The 24,775-nt window shown below is 59.8% G+C and carries 24 protein-coding genes; 9 read left to right on the plus strand and 15 right to left on the minus strand.

All coding sequences use genetic code 11. The features are described from left to right. Nucleotides 1–10 precede the first annotated feature (10 nt). From mreD to ACSOSP_RS13765, 3 genes are all read right to left on the minus strand, one after another. Entirely contained in the window at nt 11–523 is a 513-nt protein-coding gene (gene mreD, locus ACSOSP_RS13755) for a rod shape-determining protein MreD (RefSeq protein ID WP_455307461.1), read from the minus strand. Continuing rightward, nucleotides 520–1,623: a rod shape-determining protein MreC gene (gene mreC / locus ACSOSP_RS13760; RefSeq protein WP_455307463.1), complete on the minus strand. Its 1,104-nt coding sequence runs from the start codon at nt 1,621–1,623 to the stop codon at nt 520–522. Before mreC ends, mreD begins: the two co-directional genes overlap by 4 nt. A 199-nt stretch (nt 1,624–1,822) precedes the next feature. After that, nucleotides 1,823–2,866 (minus strand): rod shape-determining protein, encoded by a 1,044-nt coding sequence (locus ACSOSP_RS13765; protein WP_017772379.1) that lies wholly within the window; start codon nt 2,864–2,866, stop codon nt 1,823–1,825. A 392-nt stretch (nt 2,867–3,258) separates the two neighbouring features. Here ACSOSP_RS13765 and gatC point away from each other — a divergent pair, with 392 nt between their 5' ends. From gatC to ACSOSP_RS13790, 5 genes are all read left to right on the plus strand, one after another. Beyond that, complete coding sequence (gatC, locus tag ACSOSP_RS13770; RefSeq protein WP_089166607.1) at nt 3,259–3,558, plus strand: Asp-tRNA(Asn)/Glu-tRNA(Gln) amidotransferase subunit GatC; 300 nt, start codon at nt 3,259–3,261, stop codon at nt 3,556–3,558. Nucleotides 3,559–3,698: 140 nt separating this feature from the next. Beyond that, entirely contained in the window at nt 3,699–5,192 is a 1,494-nt protein-coding gene (gatA, locus tag ACSOSP_RS13775; RefSeq protein ID WP_455307466.1) for an Asp-tRNA(Asn)/Glu-tRNA(Gln) amidotransferase subunit GatA, read from the plus strand. A gap of 2 nt (nt 5,193–5,194) precedes the next feature. Then, complete coding sequence (gene gatB, locus ACSOSP_RS13780) at nt 5,195–6,673, plus strand: Asp-tRNA(Asn)/Glu-tRNA(Gln) amidotransferase subunit GatB (RefSeq protein WP_455307468.1); 1,479 nt, start codon at nt 5,195–5,197, stop codon at nt 6,671–6,673. A gap of 92 nt (nt 6,674–6,765) precedes the next feature. Then, on the plus strand, nt 6,766–7,602 hold the full coding sequence (locus ACSOSP_RS13785; RefSeq protein WP_455307470.1) for a polyphosphate kinase 2 family protein: 837 nt from the start codon (nt 6,766–6,768) through the stop codon (nt 7,600–7,602). 24 nt (nt 7,603–7,626) lie between these two features. After that, complete coding sequence (locus tag ACSOSP_RS13790; RefSeq protein ID WP_031356977.1) at nt 7,627–8,400, plus strand: exodeoxyribonuclease III; 774 nt, start codon at nt 7,627–7,629, stop codon at nt 8,398–8,400. Here ACSOSP_RS13790 and ACSOSP_RS13795 read toward each other — a convergent pair. From ACSOSP_RS13795 to argB, 6 genes are all read right to left on the minus strand, one after another. Next, entirely contained in the window at nt 8,397–9,329 is a 933-nt protein-coding gene (locus ACSOSP_RS13795; protein WP_455307472.1) for a M48 family metallopeptidase, read from the minus strand. The two genes, ACSOSP_RS13790 and ACSOSP_RS13795, sit on opposite strands and share 4 nt — an antisense overlap. Further along, entirely contained in the window at nt 9,326–10,612 is a 1,287-nt protein-coding gene (locus ACSOSP_RS13800; RefSeq protein WP_455307474.1) for an AmpG family muropeptide MFS transporter, read from the minus strand. The genes ACSOSP_RS13795 and ACSOSP_RS13800 overlap by 4 nt, the downstream gene beginning before the upstream one ends. 54 nt (nt 10,613–10,666) lie before the next feature. Continuing rightward, nucleotides 10,667–11,275: a methionine biosynthesis protein MetW gene (gene metW, locus ACSOSP_RS13805; RefSeq protein ID WP_455307476.1), complete on the minus strand. Its 609-nt coding sequence runs from the start codon at nt 11,273–11,275 to the stop codon at nt 10,667–10,669. Continuing rightward, nucleotides 11,272–12,417 carry a homoserine O-succinyltransferase MetX gene (metX, locus tag ACSOSP_RS13810; protein WP_455307478.1) on the minus strand — a complete coding sequence of 382 codons (1,146 nt, stop codon included), beginning with the start codon at nt 12,415–12,417 and terminating at the stop codon, nt 11,272–11,274. Before metX ends, metW begins: the two co-directional genes overlap by 4 nt. 253 nt (nt 12,418–12,670) lie before the next feature. Continuing rightward, nucleotides 12,671–13,375, minus strand: coding sequence for a pyrimidine 5'-nucleotidase (locus tag ACSOSP_RS13815; RefSeq protein WP_455307480.1), 705 nt, complete (start codon nt 13,373–13,375; stop codon nt 12,671–12,673). A gap of 53 nt (nt 13,376–13,428) precedes the next feature. Beyond that, nucleotides 13,429–14,328 (minus strand): acetylglutamate kinase, encoded by a 900-nt coding sequence (gene argB / locus ACSOSP_RS13820; protein ID WP_404604205.1) that lies wholly within the window; start codon nt 14,326–14,328, stop codon nt 13,429–13,431. 257 nt (nt 14,329–14,585) lie between these two features. Between argB and ACSOSP_RS13825 the strand changes: the two genes are divergently transcribed. Next, complete coding sequence (locus ACSOSP_RS13825; protein ID WP_455307481.1) at nt 14,586–14,780, plus strand: cysteine-rich CWC family protein; 195 nt, start codon at nt 14,586–14,588, stop codon at nt 14,778–14,780. A 149-nt stretch (nt 14,781–14,929) separates the two neighbouring features. On the opposite strand, the gene ACSOSP_RS13830 is transcribed toward ACSOSP_RS13825, so the two are convergent. Then, on the minus strand, nt 14,930–16,636 hold the full coding sequence (locus ACSOSP_RS13830) for a tetratricopeptide repeat protein (RefSeq protein ID WP_455307483.1): 1,707 nt from the start codon (nt 16,634–16,636) through the stop codon (nt 14,930–14,932). Between the two features lie 106 nt (nt 16,637–16,742). Here ACSOSP_RS13830 and ACSOSP_RS13835 point away from each other — a divergent pair, with 106 nt between their 5' ends. Continuing rightward, a complete protein-coding gene (locus ACSOSP_RS13835) occupies nt 16,743–18,101 on the plus strand; it encodes an ATP-binding protein (protein ID WP_455307484.1) in 1,359 nt (452 codons plus the stop codon). Beyond that, nucleotides 18,098–18,640: a response regulator transcription factor gene (locus ACSOSP_RS13840; protein WP_455307486.1), complete on the plus strand. Its 543-nt coding sequence runs from the start codon at nt 18,098–18,100 to the stop codon at nt 18,638–18,640. The genes ACSOSP_RS13835 and ACSOSP_RS13840 overlap by 4 nt, the downstream gene beginning before the upstream one ends. Before the next feature lie 84 nt (nt 18,641–18,724). Here ACSOSP_RS13840 and hslU read toward each other — a convergent pair whose 3' ends face one another. The 3 genes from hslU to dksA form a co-directional block, all read right to left on the minus strand. Then, a complete protein-coding gene (gene hslU, locus ACSOSP_RS13845; RefSeq protein WP_455307488.1) occupies nt 18,725–20,065 on the minus strand; it encodes an ATP-dependent protease ATPase subunit HslU in 1,341 nt (446 codons plus the stop codon). A 42-nt stretch (nt 20,066–20,107) separates the two neighbouring features. Continuing rightward, a complete protein-coding gene (gene hslV, locus ACSOSP_RS13850) occupies nt 20,108–20,644 on the minus strand; it encodes an ATP-dependent protease subunit HslV (protein ID WP_047895365.1) in 537 nt (178 codons plus the stop codon). Between the two features lie 406 nt (nt 20,645–21,050). Further along, on the minus strand, nt 21,051–21,470 hold the full coding sequence (gene dksA, locus ACSOSP_RS13855) for an RNA polymerase-binding protein DksA (protein ID WP_047895366.1): 420 nt from the start codon (nt 21,468–21,470) through the stop codon (nt 21,051–21,053). Between the two features lie 417 nt (nt 21,471–21,887). Here dksA and ACSOSP_RS13860 point away from each other — a divergent pair, with 417 nt between their 5' ends. Further along, nucleotides 21,888–22,187 carry a hypothetical protein gene (locus ACSOSP_RS13860; protein ID WP_455307490.1) on the plus strand — a complete coding sequence of 100 codons (300 nt, stop codon included), beginning with the start codon at nt 21,888–21,890 and terminating at the stop codon, nt 22,185–22,187. Nucleotides 22,188–22,210: 23 nt separating this feature from the next. Here ACSOSP_RS13860 and ACSOSP_RS13865 read toward each other — a convergent pair whose 3' ends face one another. Together ACSOSP_RS13865 and ACSOSP_RS13870 are read right to left on the minus strand one after the other, a co-directional pair. Then, a complete protein-coding gene (locus ACSOSP_RS13865; protein ID WP_455307492.1) occupies nt 22,211–23,290 on the minus strand; it encodes a CobW family GTP-binding protein in 1,080 nt (359 codons plus the stop codon). Nucleotides 23,291–23,474: 184 nt separating this feature from the next. Further along, entirely contained in the window at nt 23,475–24,677 is a 1,203-nt protein-coding gene (locus ACSOSP_RS13870) for a class I SAM-dependent rRNA methyltransferase (RefSeq protein ID WP_455307493.1), read from the minus strand. Nucleotides 24,678–24,775 lie beyond the last annotated feature (98 nt).

Consider the following 24,775-nt stretch of genomic DNA (forward strand, 5'->3'; position numbering starts at 1 on the left):
ATCGGTCAACTCAGATTGGCCGCGTGTCGTCGGGATCGGTGGCGCGGCGCTGCGGAATCAGCAGCAGGAAACTTGCAAGCGGCCACAAGATAGCCTCCACGAACCCATCGACCAGATAACCCCAGCCGGGAAACGCCGCGCCCGTCAGCAGGCGGATCACGAACGGCACGATTTGCGCGCCGATCAGCAAAGGCGCGACCACGAACGTTTGCACCGGCAGAGACATCCACAATACGCGCCTGTGGATCGTGATGGCGCCATACGACAACAGCGTATACGCGAGCGCGTGCTCGCCGAGCAGACTGGCATTGTGAACGTCCATGAGCATGCCGAGCATGAACGCGATACCCATGCCCACGCGGCGCGGCTGATGGACGTTCCAGAACAGCAGCACGACCGCGACGAAATCCGGGATACCGAAGGTTCTGCCCCAAGGCATCAGGTTCAACAGGAACGCGGCGGCCAGACTGAACGTAATGAAGTACGGATTGACCGGCTGCAGGATGTATTGCGGACGGTTCATGGTGCTACTCCCGGCACGGGCTTGCGGACAGGTTCAGCTTTCCTGGTGTGCTCGGATTTTTCAGCTTTCTTCACGGCGGCGGGTTCGGTTTTCTTTACTACCGCTGGCGGTTCAGTTTTTTTCGCGGCCGGCGCACTCGCCGCAGTGGCAGCCGCAGGGGCGCCCGCGCTGGCGCTTTTCGCCGGCGCGGCTTTCTTCTTGCCCTTGTTGTCCTTCGCTTCCTTGGCCGCGGCCGCTTCCTCGGCTTCTTCCGGATTCGGCGGCTGATTGATCTCGTAGTGCAGCACAAGCAACTGGCGCGCACCGCGGACCGGCGCGACCGGCAGGCAGACTACGCGGGCGAATGCGGTATCCGCTTGTTTATCGACGCGAACCACTTTCGCCACTGGTAATCCCGGCGGGTAAATGCCGTCCAGGCCACTGGTCACGAGTTCGTCGCCGGTTTGCACGTCGGCGCTGATGGGCACGAACCGCAGATCGAGCGTGTCGCCCTTCGGCGTGCCGTAGATCACGCTGCGCAATCCGGTCCGTACGATCTGTACGGGCACGGCCTCGTCTTTGTCGGAGAGCAACGTGACTTCCGATTGGAGCGGAAACACCCGGGTAACCTGTCCGATGACGCCGTCTTCGTTCACCACCGGCGCGCCGTTCTGGATACCTTGCTGCGAACCCTTGCCGATCACGACTTTTTGCGTGAAAGGATCGCGGGTGTCGTACTGGACTTCGACGGGCGTGGTTTTCGTGCTGGCCCGCGAGCCGAGCTCGAGCAGCGAGCGAAGATGCGCGTTCTCGGCGGTCAGCTGGGTCGCGTCGCCCGCTTTCACCGACAACTCGAGGTTCTTTTCTTTCAGCTTGCCATTCTCAGTGCGCAGGGTGGCGCTGGTGACGGCCAGATCGGCCGCACCCATGAAAATATCGCGCGGTACGAGCGCGGCGCGCTGCAGCGGATACAAACCCGCTCCCAGCACGCCGCGCACGATCTCGAGCGTGTTGAAGCGGGCGTCGGAGATCAGCAGGGCGAGGGCAAGCACCACGAAGAAGATCAATCGCGCGAGAGCGGATGGACCTTGCTTAAAGAGTGGCGGCGGACTGTATTCCATGGTCGGCGCCGAGGGCGTGATCGGTTGGTTCGATGCTGCGGGTCCGCGTGGGGGCGCGGCCCTGCCCAGCGCTGCTCCCCGTGACCCGGATCAAGCCGGACCACGTGGACCATTGCGCAAGTCGCATACTTCGCGCACGTCGCCGTTGTTGCCTTGAGCGAGTGCGTGCTGTTGGCGCCTTGATGAAAGGCGTCAAGGCTTACTCGTAGGAGAAGATGCTGCCGAGCTTGTCCATGCGTTCGAGCGCCATGCCCGAACCGCGTACGACGCACGTCAGCGGATCTTCTGCGACAAGCACCGGCAAGCCGGTCTCTTCAGCCAGCAACCGGTCCAGATCGCGCAACAACGCGCCACCGCCGGTCAGCATCATGCCGCGCTCGGCAATGTCGGCGCCCAGTTCCGGCGGCGTCTGTTCCAGCGCAATCTTCACCGACGACACGATCTGGTTCAGCGGATCGGTTAGTGCTTCGAGAATTTCATTGCTCGAAATGGTGAAGCTGCGCGGAATACCTTCCGAAAGATTACGGCCCTTGACTTCCATCTCCTTGACTTCGGAGCCCGGGAAAGCCGAACCGATTTCCTTCTTGATGGCTTCAGCCGTCTGCTCGCCGATCAACATGCCGTAGTTACGACGGATGTAGTTGACGATGGCTTCGTCGAATTTGTCGCCGCCCACGCGCACCGAACCCTTGTACACGATACCGCCGAGCGAAATCACGCCCACTTCGGTCGTGCCGCCGCCGATGTCGACGACCATGGAGCCCGTTGCCTCGGACACCGGCAAGCCGGCGCCGATGGCCGCAGCCATGGGTTCTTCGATCAGGTACACCTGCGACGCGCCGGCGCCATGTGCAGCTTCCTTGATCGCGCGGCGTTCGACCTGGGTCGATCCGCACGGCACGCAGATGATGATGCGCGGCGAAGGCGAGAACATACGCGATTCGTGCGCAGTCTTGATGAACTGCTTGATCATCTGTTCCGTGACGGTGAAGTCGGCGATAACGCCGTCCTTCATGGGCCGGATAGCTTCAATGTTGCCCGGCACCTTGCCGAGCATCTGCTTCGCTTCGCGGCCGACGGCCTGAATGGTTTTCTTGCCATTCGGACCGCCTTCCTGGCGGATGGAAACCACCGATGGCTCGTCAAGGACGATGCCCTTGCCCCGCATGTAGATCAGCGTGTTGGCGGTGCCGAGATCAATCGCCAGATCGTTTGAAAAGTAGCTGCGCAAAAAACCGAACATTCAAAATCCTGTCTCGCTGGGAGCCGTGCCTCGCTTCGAGCGCCAAAGGACGGCAGCGGAAAAAAATGACAGCCTGCAGCGGGACCCATTCTTGGCCACGCAAATTGCAAGACTGCGGAGAAATCTACCGGAGGATGCAAGCGAACCAGGCGTGCACTTTTCTTAAAAAACTGAAACTAAGAACAGGCTGCTGGTAAGTCGATCCGGATTTGGGTCGAACGCGTAATGATACCTTATAATTTTGGGGTGTTCGTAGGAAAAGGGCGGTACATTTTGCCACCGTCAAGCCTGCTTTTTAGGGCTCCTTTATCTCGAATTAGGGTCTCTCTTGTAGATGCTCTTGCAGTCGCGCTGTTTAACAGCGTGTAAGTCGAAAAAAAACCGGTGATCGAATGTCTCTGACCCTGACCGATGTAAAACGCATTGCGCACCTCGCGCGGCTCGAATTGCCCGAGCACGAGGCCGAACCCACGCTCGCGCGGCTGAACGACTTCTTCGGTCTCGTCGAGCAAATGCAGGCGGTGGATACCACGGGTATCGAACCGCTTGCTCATCCGATCGAACAGATCGAGAAAGCCGAGCTGCGTTTGCGAAATGACGTTGTTACAGAGCATGTAAACCGCGAAGAGTTCCAACGGCCCGCGCCCGCCGTGCGCGACGGGCTGTATCTCGTGCCCAAGGTGATCGAATGAACGTCGTGCTTTGAGTCATTGCCTCGAAGTGAGCGCCTCTGAGGCTATGTAAGCACTGCAACATACGTACAAAAAGCACGAAAACAAAAAGGCGCGCGGGACCCGATATCGGGTATCCGGCGCCCATCAGGAATAACGCAATGCATCAAAAAAGCTTGACCGAACTACGCGCGGCACTTGATGCCAAGACCCTTTCCGCCGTCGAACTCGCGCAGCTCTTTTTGCAGCGCATCGACGCAGCGAAGGATCTCAATGCGTTCATCAGCGTCGACCATGAACTCACGCTCGAGCAGGCGAAAGCAGCGGATGCGCTGATCGCCAAAGGCGAAGCAGGCGCGCTGACCGGCCTGCCGATCGCGCATAAAGACGTGTTTGTCACGCGCGGCTGGACCTCCACGGCCGGTTCGAAAATGCTCGCCAATTACGCGAGCCCGTTCGACGCCACCGTTGTCGAGCGCCTCAAGAACGCCGGTGTGGTGACGCTCGGCAAGACCAATATGGACGAATTCGCGATGGGTTCGTCCAATGAAAACTCGTACTTCGGTCCGGTCAAAAACCCCTGGGATTTGAAAGCCGTTCCGGGCGGCTCGTCGGGCGGCTCTGCTGCGGCGGTGGCTGCGCGTCTCGCGCCCGCTGCCACCGGTACCGACACCGGCGGCTCTATTCGCCAACCGGCGTCGTTCACCGGCATTACCGGAATCAAGCCAACGTACGGCCGCGTTTCGCGTTACGGCATGATCGCGTTCGCATCGTCGCTCGATCAGGGCGGACCCATGGCCCGCAGCGCGTCGGATTGCGCGCTGTTGCTCAACGCCATCGCGTCGTTCGATCCGCGCGATTCAACCAGCCTCCAGCGCGAGGACGAAGATTACACGCGCTATATCGGCCAGAACTGGTCGGGCACGGACGTGGCCAAACCGCTCGCCGGCTTGCGCATCGGCTTGCCGAAAGAGTTTTTCGGCGAAGGCTTGAGCGCTGAAGTGCGTGCCGCCATCGACGTCGCCCTGAAGCAATACGAAGCGCTGGGCGCGACGCTGGTCGAGGTCTCGCTGCCGAAGACCGAGCTGTCCATTCCGGTGTATTACATCATCGCACCGGCGGAAGCTTCGTCGAACCTGTCGCGTTTCGATGGCGTGCGCTACGGGCATCGCGCGGCCGAATACACCGACCTTCTCGATATGTACAAGAAGTCGCGTGCCGAAGGTTTCGGCCCGGAAGTAAAGCGCCGGATACTGGTCGGCGCGTATGTGCTGTCGCACGGTTATTACGACGCGTATTACCTGCAGGCGCAGAAAATCCGCCGCATCATCGCACAGGATTTCCAGGAAGCGTTCAATCACTGCGATGTGATCATGGGTCCGGTCGCGCCATCGGTGGCATGGAATCTCGGTGAAAAAGCCGATGATCCCGTGCAGATGTATCTCGCCGATATCTACACGTTGTCGATCAGCCTCGCCGGCTTGCCTGGCATGAGCGTGCCCTGCGGTTTTGGCGCCACGGGCAGCGCGCATGCCACGCGCCCGGTCGGCTTGCAGATCATCGGCAACTATTTCAATGAAGCCCGATTGCTGCAGGTCGCCGACGCTTTCCAGCGCGCGACAGACTGGCACGTGCAATCACCGGCGGGAGTCTGAGTATGAGTAAGCAATGGGAAGTAGTCATAGGTCTGGAGACGCACGCGCAACTGTCGACCGTCTCCAAGATTTTTTCAGGCGCGGCCACGCAATTCGGCGCTGAAGCGAACACGCAGGCTTGTCCTGTCGACCTCGCGTTGCCGGGTTCATTGCCTGTGATGAACCGCGGCGCCGTGGAGCGCGCGATTCGTCTTGGTCTTGCTGTCGGCGCGACCATTGCGCCGCGCAGCATTTTCGCGCGCAAGAATTATTTCTATCCGGATCTGCCGAAGGGCTATCAGATCAGCCAGTTTGAGATTCCGGTCGTGCAGGGCGGCAGCGTCACGATCCAGGTTCCGGCTAACGAAAAAACCGGCAAGGATGCGTACGAAAAGACCGTCAACCTGACGCGCGCCCATCTGGAAGAAGACGCCGGCAAGTCGCTGCACGAAGACTTCGCGGGCATGACGGGTATCGACTTGAATCGCGCAGGCACGCCGCTGCTCGAGATTGTGACGGAACCTGAAATGCGCAGCGCCGCCGAAGCAGTCGCTTACGCCAAGAGCCTGCACAGCCTCGTGCAATGGCTCGGTATCTGCGACGGCAACATGCAGGAAGGCTCATTCCGTTGCGATGCGAACGTCTCCGTGCGCCCGGTCGGGCAGGAAAAGTTCGGCACGCGTGCCGAGATCAAGAACCTGAACTCGTTTCGTTTCCTTGAAGAAGCTATCCAGTACGAAGTACGCCGGCAGATCGAGTTGATCGAAGACGGCGGGACGGTCGTGCAGGAAACGCGGCTCTACGATCCCGACAAGCGCGAAACGCGTTCCATGCGCACGAAGGAAGACTCGCACGATTACCGCTATTTCCCCGATCCCGACCTGATGCCTTTGGTCATCGATGAAGCGTGGATCGCGCGGGTTCGCAGCGAATTGCCAGAGTTGCCTGAAGCGATGCAAACGCGTTTCGTCGAGCAATACGGTTTGACGCCGTATGACGCGGCGGGGCTGACGTCGTCGAAGGGAATGTCGGCGTATTTTGAAAGCGTGGTTGGTGTAGTCGGGCCGACGCATGCGAAGCTCGCGGCCAACTGGCTGATGGGCGAAGTATCGTCGCAACTGAACCGCGATTCGCTGGATATTGCGGACTCGCCGGTTTCTCCCGCGCAACTCGGACTCGTGATTCAGCGCGTGGCCGACGGCACGATCTCCAACAAGATTGCCAAGGATATTTTCCAGGAGATCTGGGAAGAGAAAGCCACCGATGACGCCGCCGCCGACCGCATTATCGAGGCGAAGGGGTTGAAGCAAATCTCGGATACGGGCGCGCTGGAGGCGATCATCGACGAGGTGATGGCCGCGAACCAGAAGTCCGTTGACGAGTATCGATCGGGCAAGGAAAAGGCGTTCAACGCGCTGATCGGCCAGGCGATGAAAGCGACCAAGGGCAAGGCGAATCCGCAGCAGGTCAACGAGCTTTTGAAGAAGAAACTATCCTCTTGAGCTGACGGCTGGACTATTCGCGGGTTGCTGTCGGGTTTCGTCTGGCAGCAACCCTTTCTTTTATCAACCGGGATCAACCGAGAACCGCACGCGTGGCTAAAAAACCTGAGCTGGACGATTATCGCGTGCCGTATTTCGACGGCAAGAAGATCGTGCCGTTTGATCTGACTTCCATCGATACCGCATCCAAGCCGTTTTCGTCCGGCGCGAAAGACGCGGATCGCGGGCGGTTGAGCGAGTTGAGTTCAGCGCTCGATGGCTTGCAGGAAAAACTCCACGCACAACGCTCGCATCGCATTCTGCTGATCCTTCAAGGCATGGATACGAGCGGCAAGGACGGCACGGTTCGCGGTGTCTTTCACGAAGTCGATCCGCTCGGTTTGCGCGTCGTGCCGTTCAAGGCGCCTTCTGAAACCGAAGCCGCGCATGATTTTCTCTGGCGCGTTCATTCGCAAGTGCCGGCGACAGGTGAGTTCGCCATTTTCAATCGCAGCCAGTATGAAGACGTGCTGGTGCCGCGCGTGCTGAAACAGATTGATCAGGAAGCGTGGGAACGCCGGTACCGCCAAATTCGCGATTTCGAAGCGATGCTTGCAGAAAACGGCACGACGATTGTGAAGTGCTTTCTGCATATATCGAAGGACGAGCAGAAGACTCGTTTGCAGGCGCGTATTGATAACCCCGAAAAGCACTGGAAGTTTGATCCATCGGATCTCGATGCCCGCAAACTCTGGGACGATTACCGCAAGGCTTATGAAGACGCGCTTGGCGCGACATCGACTGAAAGCGCGCCTTGGTACGTGATTCCCGCCGATTCGAAGACGCACCGCAACGTGATGATCGGCGAGTTGATGGTGCGCACGCTGCAGGGTCTGAAGCTCGAATATCCGCCGGCGAAAGAGTCGCTGAAAGGGATCAAGGTCGAGTAGTTCACCAACATACAAGGATGCTTCATGTTTCGTGTCATCACCGCTAATTTGAACGGCATTCGGTCGGCTGCCAAGAAGGGTTTCTTCGACTGGTTTGGCGAGCAGGATGCCGACGTTGTCTGCGTGCAGGAGATCAAGTGTTCGCAAGACGATCTGACGCCTGAGTTTCTCGCACCGCATGGCTTCCAAGGTTACTTCCAGCACGCAGTTAAAAAGGGTTATTCCGGCGCAGGGCTTTATACGAAACACGAACCGGATGAAGTGATCATCGGTTTTGGCAGCGAAGAATTCGATCCGGAAGGGCGTTATGTGGAAGCGCGCTTTGGGGATCTATCGGTGATATCGGTGTATGTGCCGTCAGGATCCAGCGGCGAAGAACGGCAGCAGGCCAAGTACCGTTTCATGGACGAGTTCATGCCGCATCTGGAGAAGCTGGCCAAAAAGCGCGAAGTGATCTTGTGCGGCGACGTGAATATCGTGCACAAGGAAATCGACATCAAGAACTGGAAGAGCAACCAGAAGAATTCCGGTTGCCTGCCGGAAGAGCGCGCGTGGCTCACACAACTCTTCGATGAAAAAGCCTACGTCGATGTCTTCAGAACGCTGGACCAGCGGCCTGAGCAATATACGTGGTGGAGCAATCGCGGCCAGGCTTACGCGAAGAACGTAGGGTGGCGGATCGATTACCAGATCGCGACGAAGGGCGTGGCGGACACCGCGGCGGCGACTTCCGTTTTCCGCGATATCAAGTTCAGCGACCATGCGCCGCTGATCATTGATTACGAGTGGAAAATCTAAAGCCGCGGCTTCTTGAACCGGCCCATTCCCGCGTAATTGGGCAACTGGTCCACCGTTTTCCCGATCGCTTTTGCGTAGAGCGGCATCATGTCGGGCAAGCGCTTCATCAGGTCGTGTACGCGTGCAGCGCCATACGGATGCATCCAGATAAAACCGTTCGGCGTGCGCCGCGTACGCGCATCAATCTTCTTCCATAACGTGATGGCGGCGCGCGGATCGTAACCCGCGCGCGATGCAATCTCGCTACCAATCACATCGGCTTCGGTTTCATCGGCGGGCGTATATCGCATGGCCAGCAACTGCTCGCCGATTCCAAGCGGGGTCGAGCTGATATCGGCGAAACCGAATAGCGGCGGAATCGTTCCCGTGCTCAATTGCGCCGCCTGCTGACGCCCCAGCCGGTCACGCGCATGTTCGCGCAACGCATGCGCGATCTCATGGCCGATCATCATGCCGAGTTCGTTATCGTTGAGATTCAAGCGGTCGATCAATCCGCTATAAATCACAATCTTGCCGCCTGGCAGGCAATACATGCGGATCTCGTCCGAACGCACCACATTGACTTCCCACTTCCAGTTCTTCGAGCGGTCATTCCACTTCAGCGCAAACGGAATCTCGCGATTGGCAATGTCGCGTGCACGCTTCACGAGCAGATTGTCGTCGCCGAGAAGATGCTTTGTGCGTCGCGCTTCGCGCAGGATTTGAGCGTATTCGTCGGCGGACTGCTGTTCCAATGTCGCCGATGGAATCAGGTTGCGAAACAACGCCGCATTGCCGAAGCGGATCTGGTCGCTGGCTGTGGAATAGGGTGGTTGTGCATTGGCTGCAGCGGCTGGCGCAGCATCGGACGCCCCGGATGCCGCGAAGCTCAGGCCAGCATGTAGCACGACAGCGCAAGCGGCGACGCGGATCAGGGCGTGCACCTTCATCGGACAGGTCTCCAGGGCGCGATTTTCGGCAACAGTAACATGCCCGGAATAGACAGCGCCGCGCAGATCATGAAGTACTCGAACCAGCCGGTTTGCGCGACCACAAAGCCACTCGATGCCGACGCCAGCGTCCGCGGCACGGAAGCCAGGCTCGTAAAGAGCGCGAATTGCGTGGCGGTATATCGCGGATCGGTCGTGCTCGCGATGTAAGCCACGAACGCGGCCATGGTGAGGCCGGTGGCGAAGGTTTCGAACCCGTAGAGCGCGGCCAGCGCCAAGGGCGACGGCCCGATTTTCGCCAGCCACGCAAAGCCGAGCGTGGAGACGATCTGCAGCACGCCAAAGATCCAGAGCCCGCGCGAAATGCCGATCTTCACCAGCCACACGCCGCCTACGATGCCGCCCGCCAGACTCGCCCAGAACGCGACGGTCTTCGCAATCACGCCGATCTGCGTCTTGTTGAAGCCGATATCGAGGAAAAACGACGTGGAGAGGGTCGTCGCCATCGTGTCGCCGAGCTTGTACAGGAAGATGAAGCCGAGGATCAGCAGCGCCGTGCGCCAGCCGTCCCGCGCGATGAATTCTCGAAACGGCTGGACGATGGCATCGCGTAGATTCTTGGGCGGCGTGCCATGTATTTCGGGTTCCTTGACCACCAGCGTCAACACCATGCCCGGCAGCATGAACGCCGCCGTGACGAGGAAAACCGTGGTCCACGGCAGATGATCGGCGAGAATCAACCCGAGCGAACCGGGGATAAGCGCTGCAATCTTGTACGCGTTGACGAAGACGGCGTTGCCGAGTCCCTGCTCGGTATCGGCGAGGAGTTCGCGGCGATACGCATCGATTGCAATATCCTGGCTCGCCCCGAAAAATGCCACGAGCGCGGTCAGCGCGGCGACGGTCCAGATCTGGTCTTTCGGCGATGTAAATCCAAGCGCACCAATCGCCACCGCCACGAGCAACTGCGTAACCAGCATCCAGCCGCGCCGGCGTCCTGGCCGCCAGCCGGGCAGGCGCGGCACGTAGCGGTCCATCAGCGGCGCCCAGATGAACTTCCAGGTGTAAGGAAACTGGATCAGCGCGAACAGGCCGATCTCTTTGAGGTTCACGCCTTCGGTGCGTAACCACGCCTGGACCAGATAGACGAGCGTGAAGAGCGGCAGCCCCGACGTGAAGCCGATAAACACGCAAATCAACATGCGTTTGTTGAGAAACGCGCGCCAGCCGGGGTGGTCTTCGTGAGCGGTAAGAGCGGGCGCCTCGTGTGGCGAGTTGGACATAGGGTCGATTCGAAGCAGTAAGCGGTGCGCGAGCGACGAACCGGCAAGCTCAGTTCAGCTTCGCTTTACGCGATAGACCGCAAGGCTACCACGCCAGTTCGCCCCCCAACGGATGGACTGGCCGCCGTGCAGCACCGCGCGATCGAGGATCTCGATTCCCACTTCCGGCGCCAGCGCTTCAAAATCCCGGATGGTGAGAACGCGCACGTTCGGCGTGTTATGCCATTGATACGGCAGCGTTTTCGACACCGGCATGCGTCCCTGCAACACCGTCAGCCGATGCTGCCAGTAGCCGAAGTTAGGAAACGACACAATGCATTCGCGCCCGACCCGTACCGTTTCACGCAGGATCGCGGCGGTCTGATGGATCGTTTGCAGCGTCTGCGACAGGATCGCGAAGTCGAAACTGTTGTCTTCGAACAGGCGCAAACCGTCTTCCAGGTTCTGCTGGATGACGTTCACGCCTTTCTGGGCGCACGCGAGCACGCCGGCGTCGTTGATTTCGATGCCATAGCCCGTCACATCGAGTTCTTCGGCGAGCAGCGAGAGCAAGGAGCCATCGCCGCAGCCAAGATCCAGCACCGACGAGTTCGGTTCAACCCAGCGCGCAATTGCCCGAAAGTCAGAGCGCAAAGAAAGAGAATCCAGCGTGATTTGGTTCATGCGCCCACCTCGGCGGCAATGCGTTCGTAATAGGCGCGCATCAGGTTGTGATAACGGGCGTCGTCGAGCAGGAAGGCATCGTGGCCATGTGGCGCATCGATCTCGGCGTAGCTCACCGTGCGTTTGTGATCGAGCAGCGATTTCACCAGCTCGCGCGAGCGCGCGGGTGCAAAGCGCCAATCGGTCGAGAAACTCGCGATCAGGTATTTCGCCGTGGTGTGGGCGAGGGACTTGGTCAGGTCACCGTCGAACGCCTTGGCGGGATCAAAATAATCCAGCGCGCGCGTGATCAGCAGATACGTGTTGGCATCGAAGTATTCGGCGAATTTATCGCCTTGATATCGCAGGTACGACTCCACTTCGAACTCGACGTCGAAGTTGAAGTTGTACGCATCGAGAGCGCCTTCCGCCCGACGCAGCGCGCGGCCGAATTTGGCGGCCATGTCGTCGTCCGACAGATACGTGATGTGGCCGATCATGCGCGCCACCCGCAATCCCCGACGCGGCTTGATGTTGTGCGCGTAGTAATCGCCGCCGTGGAAATCGGGATCGGACAGGATGGCGGAGCGCGCGACTTCGTTGAACGCAATGTTTTGCGCGGAGAGTTTCGGCGTCGATGCCACCACGATGCAATGCGCCACGCGGTCCGGATACATCATGCTCCACGCCAATGCCTGCATGCCGCCGAGGCTCCCGCCCATGACCGCGGCGAAGCGCTCGATACCGTATAGATCCGCTACGCGAGCCTGCGCGTGAACCCAGTCTTCGACCGTGACAACGGGGAAACTCGCGCCGTAGGGTTTGCCGGTGGCGGCGTTCACGCTCATGGGGCCGGTCGAGCCGAAACACGAGCCGAGATTATTGATGCCGATCACGAAGAACTTGTTCGTATCGAGCGGCTTGCCCGGGCCCACCATGTTGTCCCACCAGCCGACGTTCTTGGGGTCATCGGCGTAGACGCCCGCCACGTGATGCGACGCGTTCAGCGCATGACAGACCAGCACGGCGTTCGAGCGCGCAGCGTTGAGCGTGCCGTAGGTTTCGACGACGAGATCGTAGTCACCGAGCAAGCTGCCATTTTGCATGCGCAGCGGTTCAGTGAAATGCAGTGTTTGGGGAGTGACGATGCCGATTGATTCCATTCATTCCGCCTAGAGAAAACAGGGCGGCTAAACGGCGTCGGCGATGCGCTGAAATACCTGAGCGGCGCGGCTGACAACCTCTTTAGCCGCATTTATAGTGAACCGGGTCAGGGTTCGCGCGCCCGCAATCGAGTCAGCAAATCGGCGCGTTGAAACAAATCAGGATAGCGCTGAAGTATATCGGAAAAACGGGAAAGGGAGCTGTGGGGTGGCCCGGAGCTCTTCTGGGACGCGATAACGTTTGAAGTCCGTACTAGCCGAGGGCGCGCAAGCCTTTGAGAGACCGGATCTTGAGATCGACGTAATGCGGCCGGCCGCTACTGGGTGAACGAAGCGATTTCGCTCCGCTAGCATTTAAAACCGACGGCAGATGCCCCGTGATCCAGACCGTGCGAATCCCCAAGCGTTTATAGCTTTTCAGATGCCCGCGCGTGTCTTCAACAAGAACGGCATCGGAAAGCGGCACGTGGGCGCGGCGCATCGCGCGCCGAAGCATTGCCGCGTCGGGCTTTGCACGCCAATAACCGCTTCGATCCTGCATGTCTTCGATGGCGATCACGCGTTCAAACAGGTTGGCGATACCCAGTTCGTTGAGCACGGCGTGGGCATAAATCGACGGCGCGTTAGTCAACACGATCTTTCGGCCGGGAAGCCCGCGGATCATCCGCGCGAGACCGCGTTCGGCGCGAACCATGGAGCCGAGATCGGCGAAGGTATGGACCACTTGCAGGAAGTCGGTGGCATCGACTGGATGATGGCGCACCAGTCCGAGGAGTGTGGCGCCGTACCGCTGCGTGTAACCGGTGCGCAATCGGTTGGCTTCATCAACATCCACGCCCAACCGGTCGATGATGTACTGCGTCATCCCGCGATTGATCGCGGGAAAAATCTCGTGCGACGCGTGATGCAGCGTGTTGTCGAGATCAAACAACCAGACGGGGCGGTCATGCGTTTTCACCCGGCGCTTCGAGGAACGCAAAAGCCCAACTCGAGCACCGGATGAATCCATGTTCAGTGCGAGCGGATCATTGTCCCGAACGGCTGTTCGGTCAGGATCTCGAGCAGCACCGAATGCTCGATTCGCCCATCGATGATATGCACCGAGCGCACGCCGCTCTTCGCTGCATCGAGCGCCGATGAAATCTTCGGCAGCATGCCGCCGGAAATGGTGCCGTCGGCGAACAGCGCGTCAATTTCGCGAGCCGACAGATCGGTCAGCAGATTGCCTTCCTTGTCCATTACGCCGGGGATGTTCGTCATCATCACGAGCTTCTCGGCGTTCAGCACCACGGCGAGCTTGCCCGCGACCAGATCGGCGTTGATGTTGTACGACAAACCGTCTTCACCGAAGCCGATCGGCGAAATGACCGGAATGAACGCGTCGTCTTGCAGCGCCTTCACGACCGCCGGATTGATGGCTTCGACTTCACCCACCTGTCCGATATCGATAAATTCGCCCGGATTGTCGCGATCCGGCATTTGCAGCTTGCGCGCGTGGATCAGGCCGCCGTCCTTGCCGGTGAGACCGACCGCATGGCCGCCGAAATGATTGATCAGCGTGACGATGTCCTGTTGCACTTCACCGCCGAGCACCCATTCGACCACTTCCATGGTTTCTTCGTCGGTGACGCGCATGCCCTGGATGAACGTGCCCTGCTTGCCGATCTTCTTGAGCGCCTGGTCGATCTGCGGACCGCCGCCGTGAACGATCACGGGATTGATCCCGACCAGCTTCAGCAGGATCACGTCGCGCGCGAAACCCTGTTTCAGGCGCTCCTCGGTCATGGCATTGCCGCCGTATTTGATCACGATCGTCTTGCCGTGATACTGGCGAATGTAGGGCAACGCCTCGGCCAGGATTTCGGCTTTCAGGGTCGGCGCGATCTGCGTAAGGTCGGGAAGCTCGGACATGGCGGCGATAAGGCGAGGAGCAGTTTAAACAGGCGGAATTGTACAGGACTGACGCGCTGCATCATGCGTTTCCGATAGCATTCCGGCGACGGGTGAAAGTTAGCCTCTGGTCGCGCCAGTATGGGGTTGGCGCGTGAAATAATAATCCGATCGGGCATGCGTGAGCGGGTCGAAAACGTGGCGCTTCGGCAACGGCTGCATCGCGCGCAACGCGGCTCGTGACTGTGTGCTGCGTTTTCAAAAGGCTTGGCTCCACCATGAGTTCCACCGATCCCGCCTCTCAACGCTGCGCTCTATGCGGCGATTTTTTCCGCTGCGCCGAGCAAACCGGCGATGCGCAATGCTGGTGCGCAGCGTTTCCCGCTTTGCCTGCCGAGCGCTTGAATCCGCGCATGACGTGTCTTTGCCCGGATTGTTTGCGTCAAGAAACGCAACGTAGCATAAACATGTGAACGGAGCGCTCGTTGCTGAATTCCCGGAATGCGCGAGGACGTGGTTTTCGTGTCGGCGCAGTGGCCCAAGTGGAGGAATCGCACACGAAAAAAAGCGGCGATTCGTTGCCGAATCACCGCTTTTTGCCGACTTGAAACCCTGTTGGCGCTTACACAGCCGCTTTCTTCGCCCGCTTGCGGGGCGCCGCGCCCGTATGTGTTGCCGCTAGCGCGGCCAGATCACGCGCGACATCGTCCATTACCGGCTCCCACTTCGAAAATTCCTTCTGCCGATACAGCGTCGCCGTCGGGTACCACGGGCTGTCGGTGCGCTCCAGTTGCCAGACCCAGTGCGGATTGGTGTCGAGGAGAATCCAGGTCGGCTTGCCGAGCGCCGCCGCCAGATGCGCCACGCTCGTGCAAACGGTAATCACGAGATCTAGTGAATCGATGAACGCCGCCGTATCGTCGAACGTTTCAAACTTGCCGGTGCGATCCGCGATCTCGAAACCACTGTCCCGAGCCGTGGATACTGCGCCCGACGCATCCTTCTGCAGCGAGAAGAACGCGACGTTCTCGATCCCGCTGAACGCTTTCGCATACCGTTCGATGCCCACGCTGCGGAACATGTTGCGCTGATGGCCTTCGCTGCCGCTCCATACAAGGCCCACGCGCAGGCGTTTGTCGGCGGCGAACTCGGCGCGCCAGTCAGCGGCGAGGTCGGCATCGGCGGAAAGATACGCGCGCTTAGCCGGAATGGTGTCCGCGTCGATTCCGAAGTGGAGCGGCAGGCTCAACAACGGGAAATGGAAGTCGAACGCGGGCAGAGGCGCATCGTGCGGCAAGCATTCGACGCCCTTCGGCGCCATGCGCGCCATCAGCGGATGCACTGCCTTGAAGGCGACCCATATCAGCGTGCCGCCCTGCGCGTGAACCTTTTTCGCCAACATCGGGAGAAAACGCGAGAACTGCAGCGCGTCGCCGAAACCTTGCTCGCCCCAAAGCAGTAAGGTCTTGCCGCGGAGCGGCTCGCCATTCCATCGCGGCATGGCGAAGTTGGGGTACCAATTACGCAGTTCGTTCGAACCGTTCCAACGGGTTTCGAAATTGGCCCAGCCTCGAGCGTAATCGCCCTGCACGAGATCGAGGATGGAGAGATTGAACGGAAGACGTGCCATTCCGGGCGAGATTTCAGCGGCGGTCTTCGCCGCTTCCGTAGCCTCCGGCCAGCGCTGCGCTTCTTTCAACGCGAGACTGTAGTTCGACAACGCGAGCGCATTCGACGGATTGATCTCAACCGCGCGCTTGCCAGCCGCCAGCGCATGCTCCAGATCCAGGTGGCGCGGATACACGCGCGTCAGGTTCGTCCACGCTTCGATATCGTCGGCATTCGCGGCGACGGCTTCTTCAAGCATGGTCAGCGCTTTATCTTCACTGCCCGTGAGTTCGTACGCGACCGCCAGGTTGTTGCGCAGGGTCAGGACCGCAGGATTGATTGCGTGGGCGCGTTCGTAGAAGGGAATGGCGTCCGGGTGCCGGTTGGCGAGCTGGAGCGCATAACCTAGATGCCAGAGCGCGAGCGCGTGCTGCGGATGACGATCGACAAGTTGAGCCGCGAGCTGAATACCATCGGCAATGCGGTTTTGCTTCAGCAGGGAGTCGACCAGGTCGAGCCCTGTGTCCGCCTGATTGGATTGCAGCATCATGGCGGCCTGCAGCCATACGGCGCGCTCGACCTGATTGCCTTGCGCGTTCGCGCTACGAGCGTTGTCAATGAAAGCGTTGAGCGCGCGCGGGATAATGCTGTCGTGAGCGGCGGCGGTTTGCGGCGCTTCGCTGAGAAGCTGCTTGGGGCGGGAGGATGGGCTGTTAGTCATTTTGTTTGCGGCCTGGCCGCCCTGTACGAGACAACGCTAGATGGTGCGGCAAGCGGCCATGTCCATCCATTAGACTAATCTGAAATTTGAGGTGAAATTCACCGCGATGCATCGAATAACGAACACCGGCCGCGTCAATCTCGGTCACCTGTTTTGGCTTCGCAGTCTTGCGATCATCGGTCAATTGGGTACGATCGCCGTCGTACAGACGTTTTACGGTGCGCATCTCCCGCTGGCGGGCATGCTGACCATTGTCGCGCTGGAGATATTTTTCAACGCGCTAACGTGGGTACGCGTCGCGCGCGCGCAGCCTGAAACGAATCTCGAATTGTTCGGACAACTTTGGGTCGATCTCGGCGCGTTGTCCGCCCTGCTGTTCCTGAGCGGCGGCGCCACGAATCCGTTTGTCACGCTGTATCTGCCATCGCTGGCGATTGCTTCCGCCGTGTTGCCGTGGCAGTTGATGGCTTGGCTCGCACTGTTCGCAGTCGTCTGTTATTCGCTGTTGACGGTCAGCTACGTGCCGCTGAACATGGAAGATCCGCTGAATCTGTTCGAATATTTCCGCATTGGGTTGTGGGTGAACTTCATGGTCAGCGTGGGGTTGATCGGCTGGTTCGTGGCGCGTATGTCGCGGGCGCTGCGAGCGCGGGATTTTGCGCTGGCCGATGCCCAGGAGCGGCTTCTGCGCGACGAGCGCGCCGTGGCGCTGGGTGTCCAGGCGGCGACGGTCGCGCACGAAATTGGCACGCCGCTGTCGACCATCGCGATGCTGAGCGAGGAGTTACGCGATTCCGCCCGTCACGACCCGCATCTCGCCCCTTATTGCGCCGATATCGAACTCCTCGAGCAGCAAATGACGTTGTGCACGTCCGCGCTCGCGCGCCTGCGCAGCCGCGCGACCGGACCCGCGCCGCGGCAACCGCTGGATGACTGGCTGCATGGGTTTGTCGAACAATGGCGGCTGCGCCATCCGCACGTGCGTTTCGAGTTGATTGAGTTGGAGGATGAGTCGAAAAATGAAGCGGAGGAGCACAAGCGCTCGGGGCTGTTTCTCAGCGATCCCGTCGCGGTAGGGCAAATACTGACCATTCTGCTGGATAATGCGGCGCGGGCCAGCAGCGATTCGGTGACGTTGAAGACATCGGCGAGCCGGCATCTTGGCGAGCCCGTGATTCAATTCGATGTCCGCGATCAAGGCCCCGGCATTCCGGCGGCATTGCGGGGTTCGCTAGGCGCGATGCCCGTTGACAGTACGCAAGGCGGCCACGGTGTCGGCTTGTATCTGGCATTTTCGGCGGCAACGCGGCTTGGCGGGTCGATCGAACTCACGCCGGCCAGTCCGCACGGTACGCACGCCATCCTGCGTCTCACCGACACGAGCGCCGCCGAATCGCGGGAAAAAGCAGCAAGGACGGGCCGCGGCGGCATCGCCGCTTCCGTCACTACGGAGAAAAGAGCATGAGCGATACAAATTTTTTGGTCATCGACGACGACGAGGTCTTCTCGGGCATTCTCGCGCGCGGACTGACGCGCCGCGGCTATACGCCGCATCAGGCGCACGACGCCGCCACGGCGTTGCGATTGGCGAACACGCAGAAGTTCGGCCAGATCACTGTCGATCTGCACCTCGGCCACGATTCAGGTTTGACGCTCGTCGCGCCCTTGCGCGATCTTCAACCCGATGCGCGGATTCTCGTGCTGACGGGTTATGCGAGCATCGCGACGGCGGTTCAGGCCGTGAAAGACGGCGCCGATAACTATCTGGCCAAGCCGGCGAACGTCGAGACAATCCTGTCCGCGTTGCAGGAGCAGGCCAGCGAGCAGACGGCCGAAGAGGCTATCGAGCACCCGGCGTTGCTGTCGGTCGCGCGGCTCGAGTGGGAGCATATCCAGCGCGTGCTGGCCGAGAACGGCAACAATATTTCGGCCACGGCGCGAGCGTTGAACATGCATCGGCGGACACTGCAGCGCAAGCTGGCGAAGAAACCCGTGCGGCAATAAATGTTATGTAGAACGTAAAAGGGCGGTTCACGATTTCAGCTATTCGCTGAAACCGGGAACCGCCCTTTTTTAACTCGAATCGCGTTACAGCACGTAGCGCGACAAATCTTCGTCTTCGGCTACATCGTTCAACGCTTTATCGACATAAGCGGCGTCGATGTTCACCGGATGACCCGTGTGATTGCCCGCCGCAAACGATACTTCTTCGAGCAATTTTTCGATCACGGTATAAAGCCGCCGCGCACCGATATTCTCGGTCTTCTCGTTCACTGAAAACGCAATCTCAGCCATGCGGCGAATACCGTCGGCGCTGAAAGCCAGCTCGACGTCTTCCGTTGCCAACAACGCCGTGTATTGCTTCACGAGACTGGCATCGGTCGTATTCAGGATGGATTCGAAATCCTCCACGGACAGCGAATCCAGCTCGACGCGAATTGGGAAACGCCCTTGCAGTTCGGGGATCAGGTCGCTCGGCTTGGCCAGATGGAACGCACCGCTGGCGATAAACAGGATGTGATCGGTCTTGATCATCCCGTATTTCGTATTGATGGTCGTGCCTTCCACGAGCGGCAGCAGGTCGCGCTGCACGCCGGCCCGCGACACTTCCGCACCACCGGTCTCACTGCGCGAAGCAATCTTGTCGATCTCGTCCAGGAACACGATGCCGTTCTGCTCGACGTTCTGAATAGCCTTCGTCTTGACCTCTTCGTCGTTCAGCAGCTTGCCGGCTTCTTCGTCGGTGAGCATCTTCAGCGCGTCCTTGACCTTCACCTTGCGGTGCGTCTTCTTGCCGCCGCCGATATTCGCGAACATTGAACGGATCTGGTCGGTCATTTCCTCCATGCCCGGCGGCCCCATGATGTCCATGCTTGGCTGCGGCCCTTCAACGTCGATCTCCACTTCCTTGTCGTCGAGCAGACCTTCGCGCAGACGCTTGCGGAACGTCTGGCGCGTGCTGTTCGCGCTGTCGTCCTGCAACTCGGCCGTGCCGAAACCCGCCGCCGGGCGCGCGCTGGGCAGCAGGATGTCCAGGATCCGGTCCTCGGCGCGATCGATGGCGCGCGAACGCACTTTGCGCATCTCGGTTTCACGCGTTTGCTTGACCGAAATTTCGATCAGGTCGCGCACGATGCTGTCCACATCGCGACCGACGTAGCCGACTTCGGTGAACTTCGTCGCTTCAATCTTGATGAACGGCGCGTCGGCGAGCTTCGCCAGGCGCCGCGCGATTTCTGTCTTGCCGACGCCGGTCGGTCCGATCATCAGGATGTTCTTCGGGGTGATTTCCTGGCGCAGCGGCTCGGCGACTTGCTGACGGCGCCACCGGTTGCGCAGCGCCACGGCGACCGCTTTTTTCGCGCGGCCCTGGCCAATGATGTGTTTATCGAGTTCCGAGACGATCTCGGCGGGAGTCATGGTGGTCATCGTTGGTCCTTGTCCTGTGCTCGCGAATACGCGAAAGCGGAGTTACTCGATCGTCTCGATGACGCGATTGTGATTTGTATAAATGCACATGTCGCCCGCGATTGTCAGTGCCTTTTCGACGATATCGCGTGGCGAGAGTTCGGTGTTTTCAGCAAGCGCCTGCGCCGCGGCCTGCGCATACGCACCGCCCGAACCGATCGCGCAAATGCCGTTTTCCGGATCGAGCACGTCGCCGTTACCTGTGATGACGAGCGTGGTTTGCGCATCGGCGGCAATCAGCATGGCTTCCAGACGGCGCAGCATGCGGTCCGTGCGCCAGTCCTTCGCGAGCTCGACGGCGGCGCGTGTCAGGTTGCCCTGGTGTTTTTCCAGCTTGGCTTCGAAGCGGTCGAGGAGCGAAAACGCGTCGGCCGTGCCCCCCGCGAAACCGACCAGGACCTTGCCGCCATAGATGCGGCGCACTTTCTTCGCGCCGCCTTTCATCACGATATTGCCGAGGGTGACCTGGCCGTCGCCACCGAGGGCGACCTTATCTCCGCGTCGTACGGAGACGATGGTCGTGCCGTGAAATTGTTCCATGTGCATTCCTTTGAAAGCGGAGTGGGCGCGGCAGCCGGTTGACCGGTATGCTGCCGCGCCGCCGGGGAATCCCTGGGAGCGCGAGGAGCCCGGGCGCGCTGCAATGTTGCGCTCGACCGGACTCTGGTCACGTCCGCGCCACGAGAGCGCGTCCAGCTCATTTTAGGGCACGGCGGAATTTATCAAGGCGCGTCTTGCGGCATCTTGTACATGACAGCGTTCTCGACGTGACAGCCTTGCGGAATAAGCCTGAGCAGATGCAAAAACGGAGCGCAAAAACAAAAAGGCACACGATCTTTCGTGTGCCTTTTGTGCTTCCAGCGCGCTTTCAAGCGTTTTCGATAGAAATCCCGGCCGGCAGGTTTCCCGCCGCGTCCCGAGCCGCGGCGTACGCTGCTCTGGCCGATCAGTCGCCGAACAGCTTCTGGCGCAGTTCGCGTCGTTCCTGCGCTTCGAGCGAGAGCGTCGCCGTCGGGCGTGCGATCAGGCGGGGAATGCCGATCGGCTCGCCCGTTTCTTCGCACCAGCCGTAATCGCCGGACTCGATACGCGCCAGCGACTGCTGCACTTTCTTCAGCAGCTTGCGTTCGCGGTCGCGCGTGCGCAGTTCGAGCGCGTGCTCTTCCTCGATCGTCGCGCGATCAGCCGGGTCCGGAACGATGACGGTTTCCCGCAGGTTTTCCGTCGTCTGGCCCGCATTCTTGAGAATGTCGGCCTGCAACTGTTCCAGCCGGACCCTGAAGAACGCGAGTTGATCCTCGTTCATGTAATCCTTGTCGGCCATCTTCAGGATTTCGTCTTCGGTCAACAATCGTTTCGTCGTCATCTGGCTTGCTTCTTCAATGTGGGGCGATGTCATTCGCCATCTTCGCGGTCGCTCGCCGCGCTCGCCGCCGCTGTCGTTCGGTTACCCGCACTTCAGCGATACTCGCCAACAATTACTGCATGCACTTACTACGCTAAACGGGCTGCGACTCTCGGGCGCTGGACGGCGCCACGCGGGGCCGATTTCATCTGTACTGATTTTCAAGCGATTCGACCGGTGCCCGATGTTCGGAACAGCACCTTACTCCTCACTTCCACGCTCTCGCCAGGTTTGCAATACAACGGTGAAACGTTGCTCGCGGCGCCGGCGGGAGTCCTTTTCAGACTCTTTTCAGCAAGCCCTTGCGCCGGGCTTTGCAGTCAAGGCTTGGCGGCGTACCGGCTTCTCCAGTGGGGCTGTATTGTAACTGAATCGCAAATGCTTACTACACCAGAGCAAAACGCCGGCCCCATTCGTTCGTTATCTCAAAAATATAACGCGCTGACGTTTAAAAAGCGATGGTTCTTGGCGTGCGTGAACACATATTGCAACGACGTTCATCGCGAAAAAAGCGGCGGCTCCCAAGGGCGCAGCGATTTTAGCCTCGCTGAAGCGCTGCAATGGTTGCGCTACAGGAGAGAAATAGCGAGAACTGTGCCGAAAATGGAGGTTTTTGAATCGAGCGGCGGCGCGAAGCCTTCGTGCGAGGGCTTCGCGTTTCGCCGGGTGTTTCAGTGACTCAGTTTCATCAGGTTCTACGATCAGACCAGGCAGGCAGTCAGTCCGTCGATGATCAAATCCTGCGGCAGCTCAATGCCAATGAACACCATCTTGCTGTTCTTCTTTTCGATCGGTTGCCATTTCGCGGCAAGATCGCTGCCCATCATCTGATGCACGCCCTGGAACACGACCTTGCGATCGACGCCCTTCATATACAGCACGCCCTTGTAGCGCAGCAGACGTTCGCCGTAGATCTGCAGGATGCCGCCGAGGAAATCTTCGAGCCGGTTCGGATCGAAGGCGCGGTCGCTGCGGAATACAAACGACTTGATCTTGTCGTCGTGATGCGCGTGGTGGTGATGCGCGTGGCCATGCTCATGGTCGTGGCTGTGATCGTGGCCGCAGGTGGCGTGGTCGTGATCGTCGTCGTGCGCATGGTCGTGCCCGGCGTGGTCATGTGCGTGATCGTCTTCCGCCAGGAAATCCGGATCGATTTCGAGCTTCGAGTTCAGGTTGAAGCCGCGCAGATCGAAGATTTCCTTGATGTCAGCTTCACCGAAATTCACCACTTTGATCGCGGCGCGCGGGTTCATGTGGATCAGCCGGTGCTTGAGTGCGTCGAGCGCGGCAGCATCGACCAGATCGGATTTCGTGATGAACAGCCGGTCTGCGAAACCCACCTGGCGCTGGACGACTTCATGTTCGTCGAGCTGATGGTTGGCGTGCTTAGCATCGACCAGCGTGATGATTGCGTCGAGCAGGAATTCGTCGGCGATGCTGTTGTCCATGAAGAACGTCTGAGCGACCGGGCCAGGATTCGCGAGGCCGGTTGTCTCGATCACCACGCGGTCGAAGTTCAGCGTACCGGCCTTCTTGCGCTCGGCGAGATCTTCGAGCGCCCGTGCGAGATCGCCGCGGATCGTGCAGCAGATGCAACCGTTGCTCATCTGGATGATCTGCTCGTTCGTTTCCTGGACGAGGATCTCGTTGTCAATATTTTCTTCGCCGAACTCGTTCTCGATCACGGCGATCTTCATGCCGTGCTTGTCGTTCAGGATGCGCTTGAGCAACGTGGTTTTGCCGCTGCCGAGAAAGCCGGTCAGGATGGTAACGGGAATCATGATGGTCGCCCTGTTCTTTAAAGTCGAAGGATCGTGCGGCATGTTTTCGGGCTGCGGGCGTGATCTGAGATGCCTGCGCTACGCCCGAAAACATGCGGTCGGTCGATTATTGAAACATATTTGTCAAGCGGACGCTCTGTGCTCCCCTGAACGCGCGCTGTCCGAAGCGTTCAACTATGGGCGATCACGCGATTTGCAACAATAGGCCTTTCAGGTATTCCCCTTCGGGAAACGCGGTTAAAAGCGGGTGATCGACGCCGGCACCCAGGCGTTTCAGGATACGGGCGTCAACTTTTGCGTCGGCCGCGGCGCCTGCCACGATCTTCTGGAACAGATCGGCGTCAATGGCGCCCGAGCACGAGTAGGTGAACAGCAGGCCGCCCGGGCGCAACAGCTTGAAGCCGGTCAGGTTGATGTCCTTGTACGCGCGCGCGGCGCGGTCCACGTGTTCGCGCGAAGGCGCGAACTTGGGCGGATCGAGCACGATCAGGTCGAAGCGCTCGCCTTCCTCATGCAAGCGGCGCAAGGTCTTGAACGCGTCGGCGTCGAGCCACTCGGCGCGTTGCGGATCGAAACCGTTCGCTGTGACGTTTTGCTGGGCGAGCGCCAGCGCGTCGCCGGAGGAGTCGATCGATACCACCCGTTTTGCACCGCCTTTCATCGCTGCGAGTGAAAAGCCTCCTGTGTAGCAGAAGCAGTTGAGCACGTCCCGGTCGCCGGCGTATTCGCGGACAAGCGCGCGATTGTCGCGTTGATCGACATAGAAGCCCGTTTTATGGCCCCGTTCGACGTCGATGTGATACCGCACCCCGCCTTCGTTCGCGATTAGCGTTGCCGGGGGCGGATCGCCGGCGAGTACACCCGTGATCTGTTCGAGCCCTTCCTTCTGCCGGATCGACACGTCCGAGCGTTCATAGACGTTCGGGCAACCGGTCGCGCCGATCAGCGCCTGCACGATCGCCTCTTTCCAGTGCTCCACGCCCGTCGCCATGAACTGGCAGACCAACTGGCCGCGCTGGCTTTCATCGTCCGAGATGTAGTAATCGACGATCAAGCCCGGCAGGCCGTCCGCCTCGCCGAAAATCAGCCGCGTGGCGCCGGTGTCGCGCACCATCGTTTGCCGGTGCGCGATCGCCCGTTGTACACGCCGTTTGAAAAACGCGTGATCGATGGGCTCGCTCTCGTCGAAACTCCAGACGCGGGCGCGAATCTGCGAGACGGGGCTATATGACGCGCGTGCCATGAACCGGCCATCGTGAGCGCGGATCAGCACGGTTGCACCCGGCGCGGGTTTGCCTTCCACATGCTCGATCGCGTTGGCATAGATCCAGGGGTGGCGGCGCGCCAGCGACTTTTCTTTCGCCGGTTTCAGCGTAATGGTGTTCATTCGAGTCTTCGGTGAAAGCGCTGACTGGTCAGGGGAAGTGAACGCTGGGAGGTTTCGGGCTGCGGTTTTGTTTCTGTTTCTGTTTCTATTCGCAGCGA

The organism is Caballeronia sp. KNU42, from assembly GCF_053760385.1.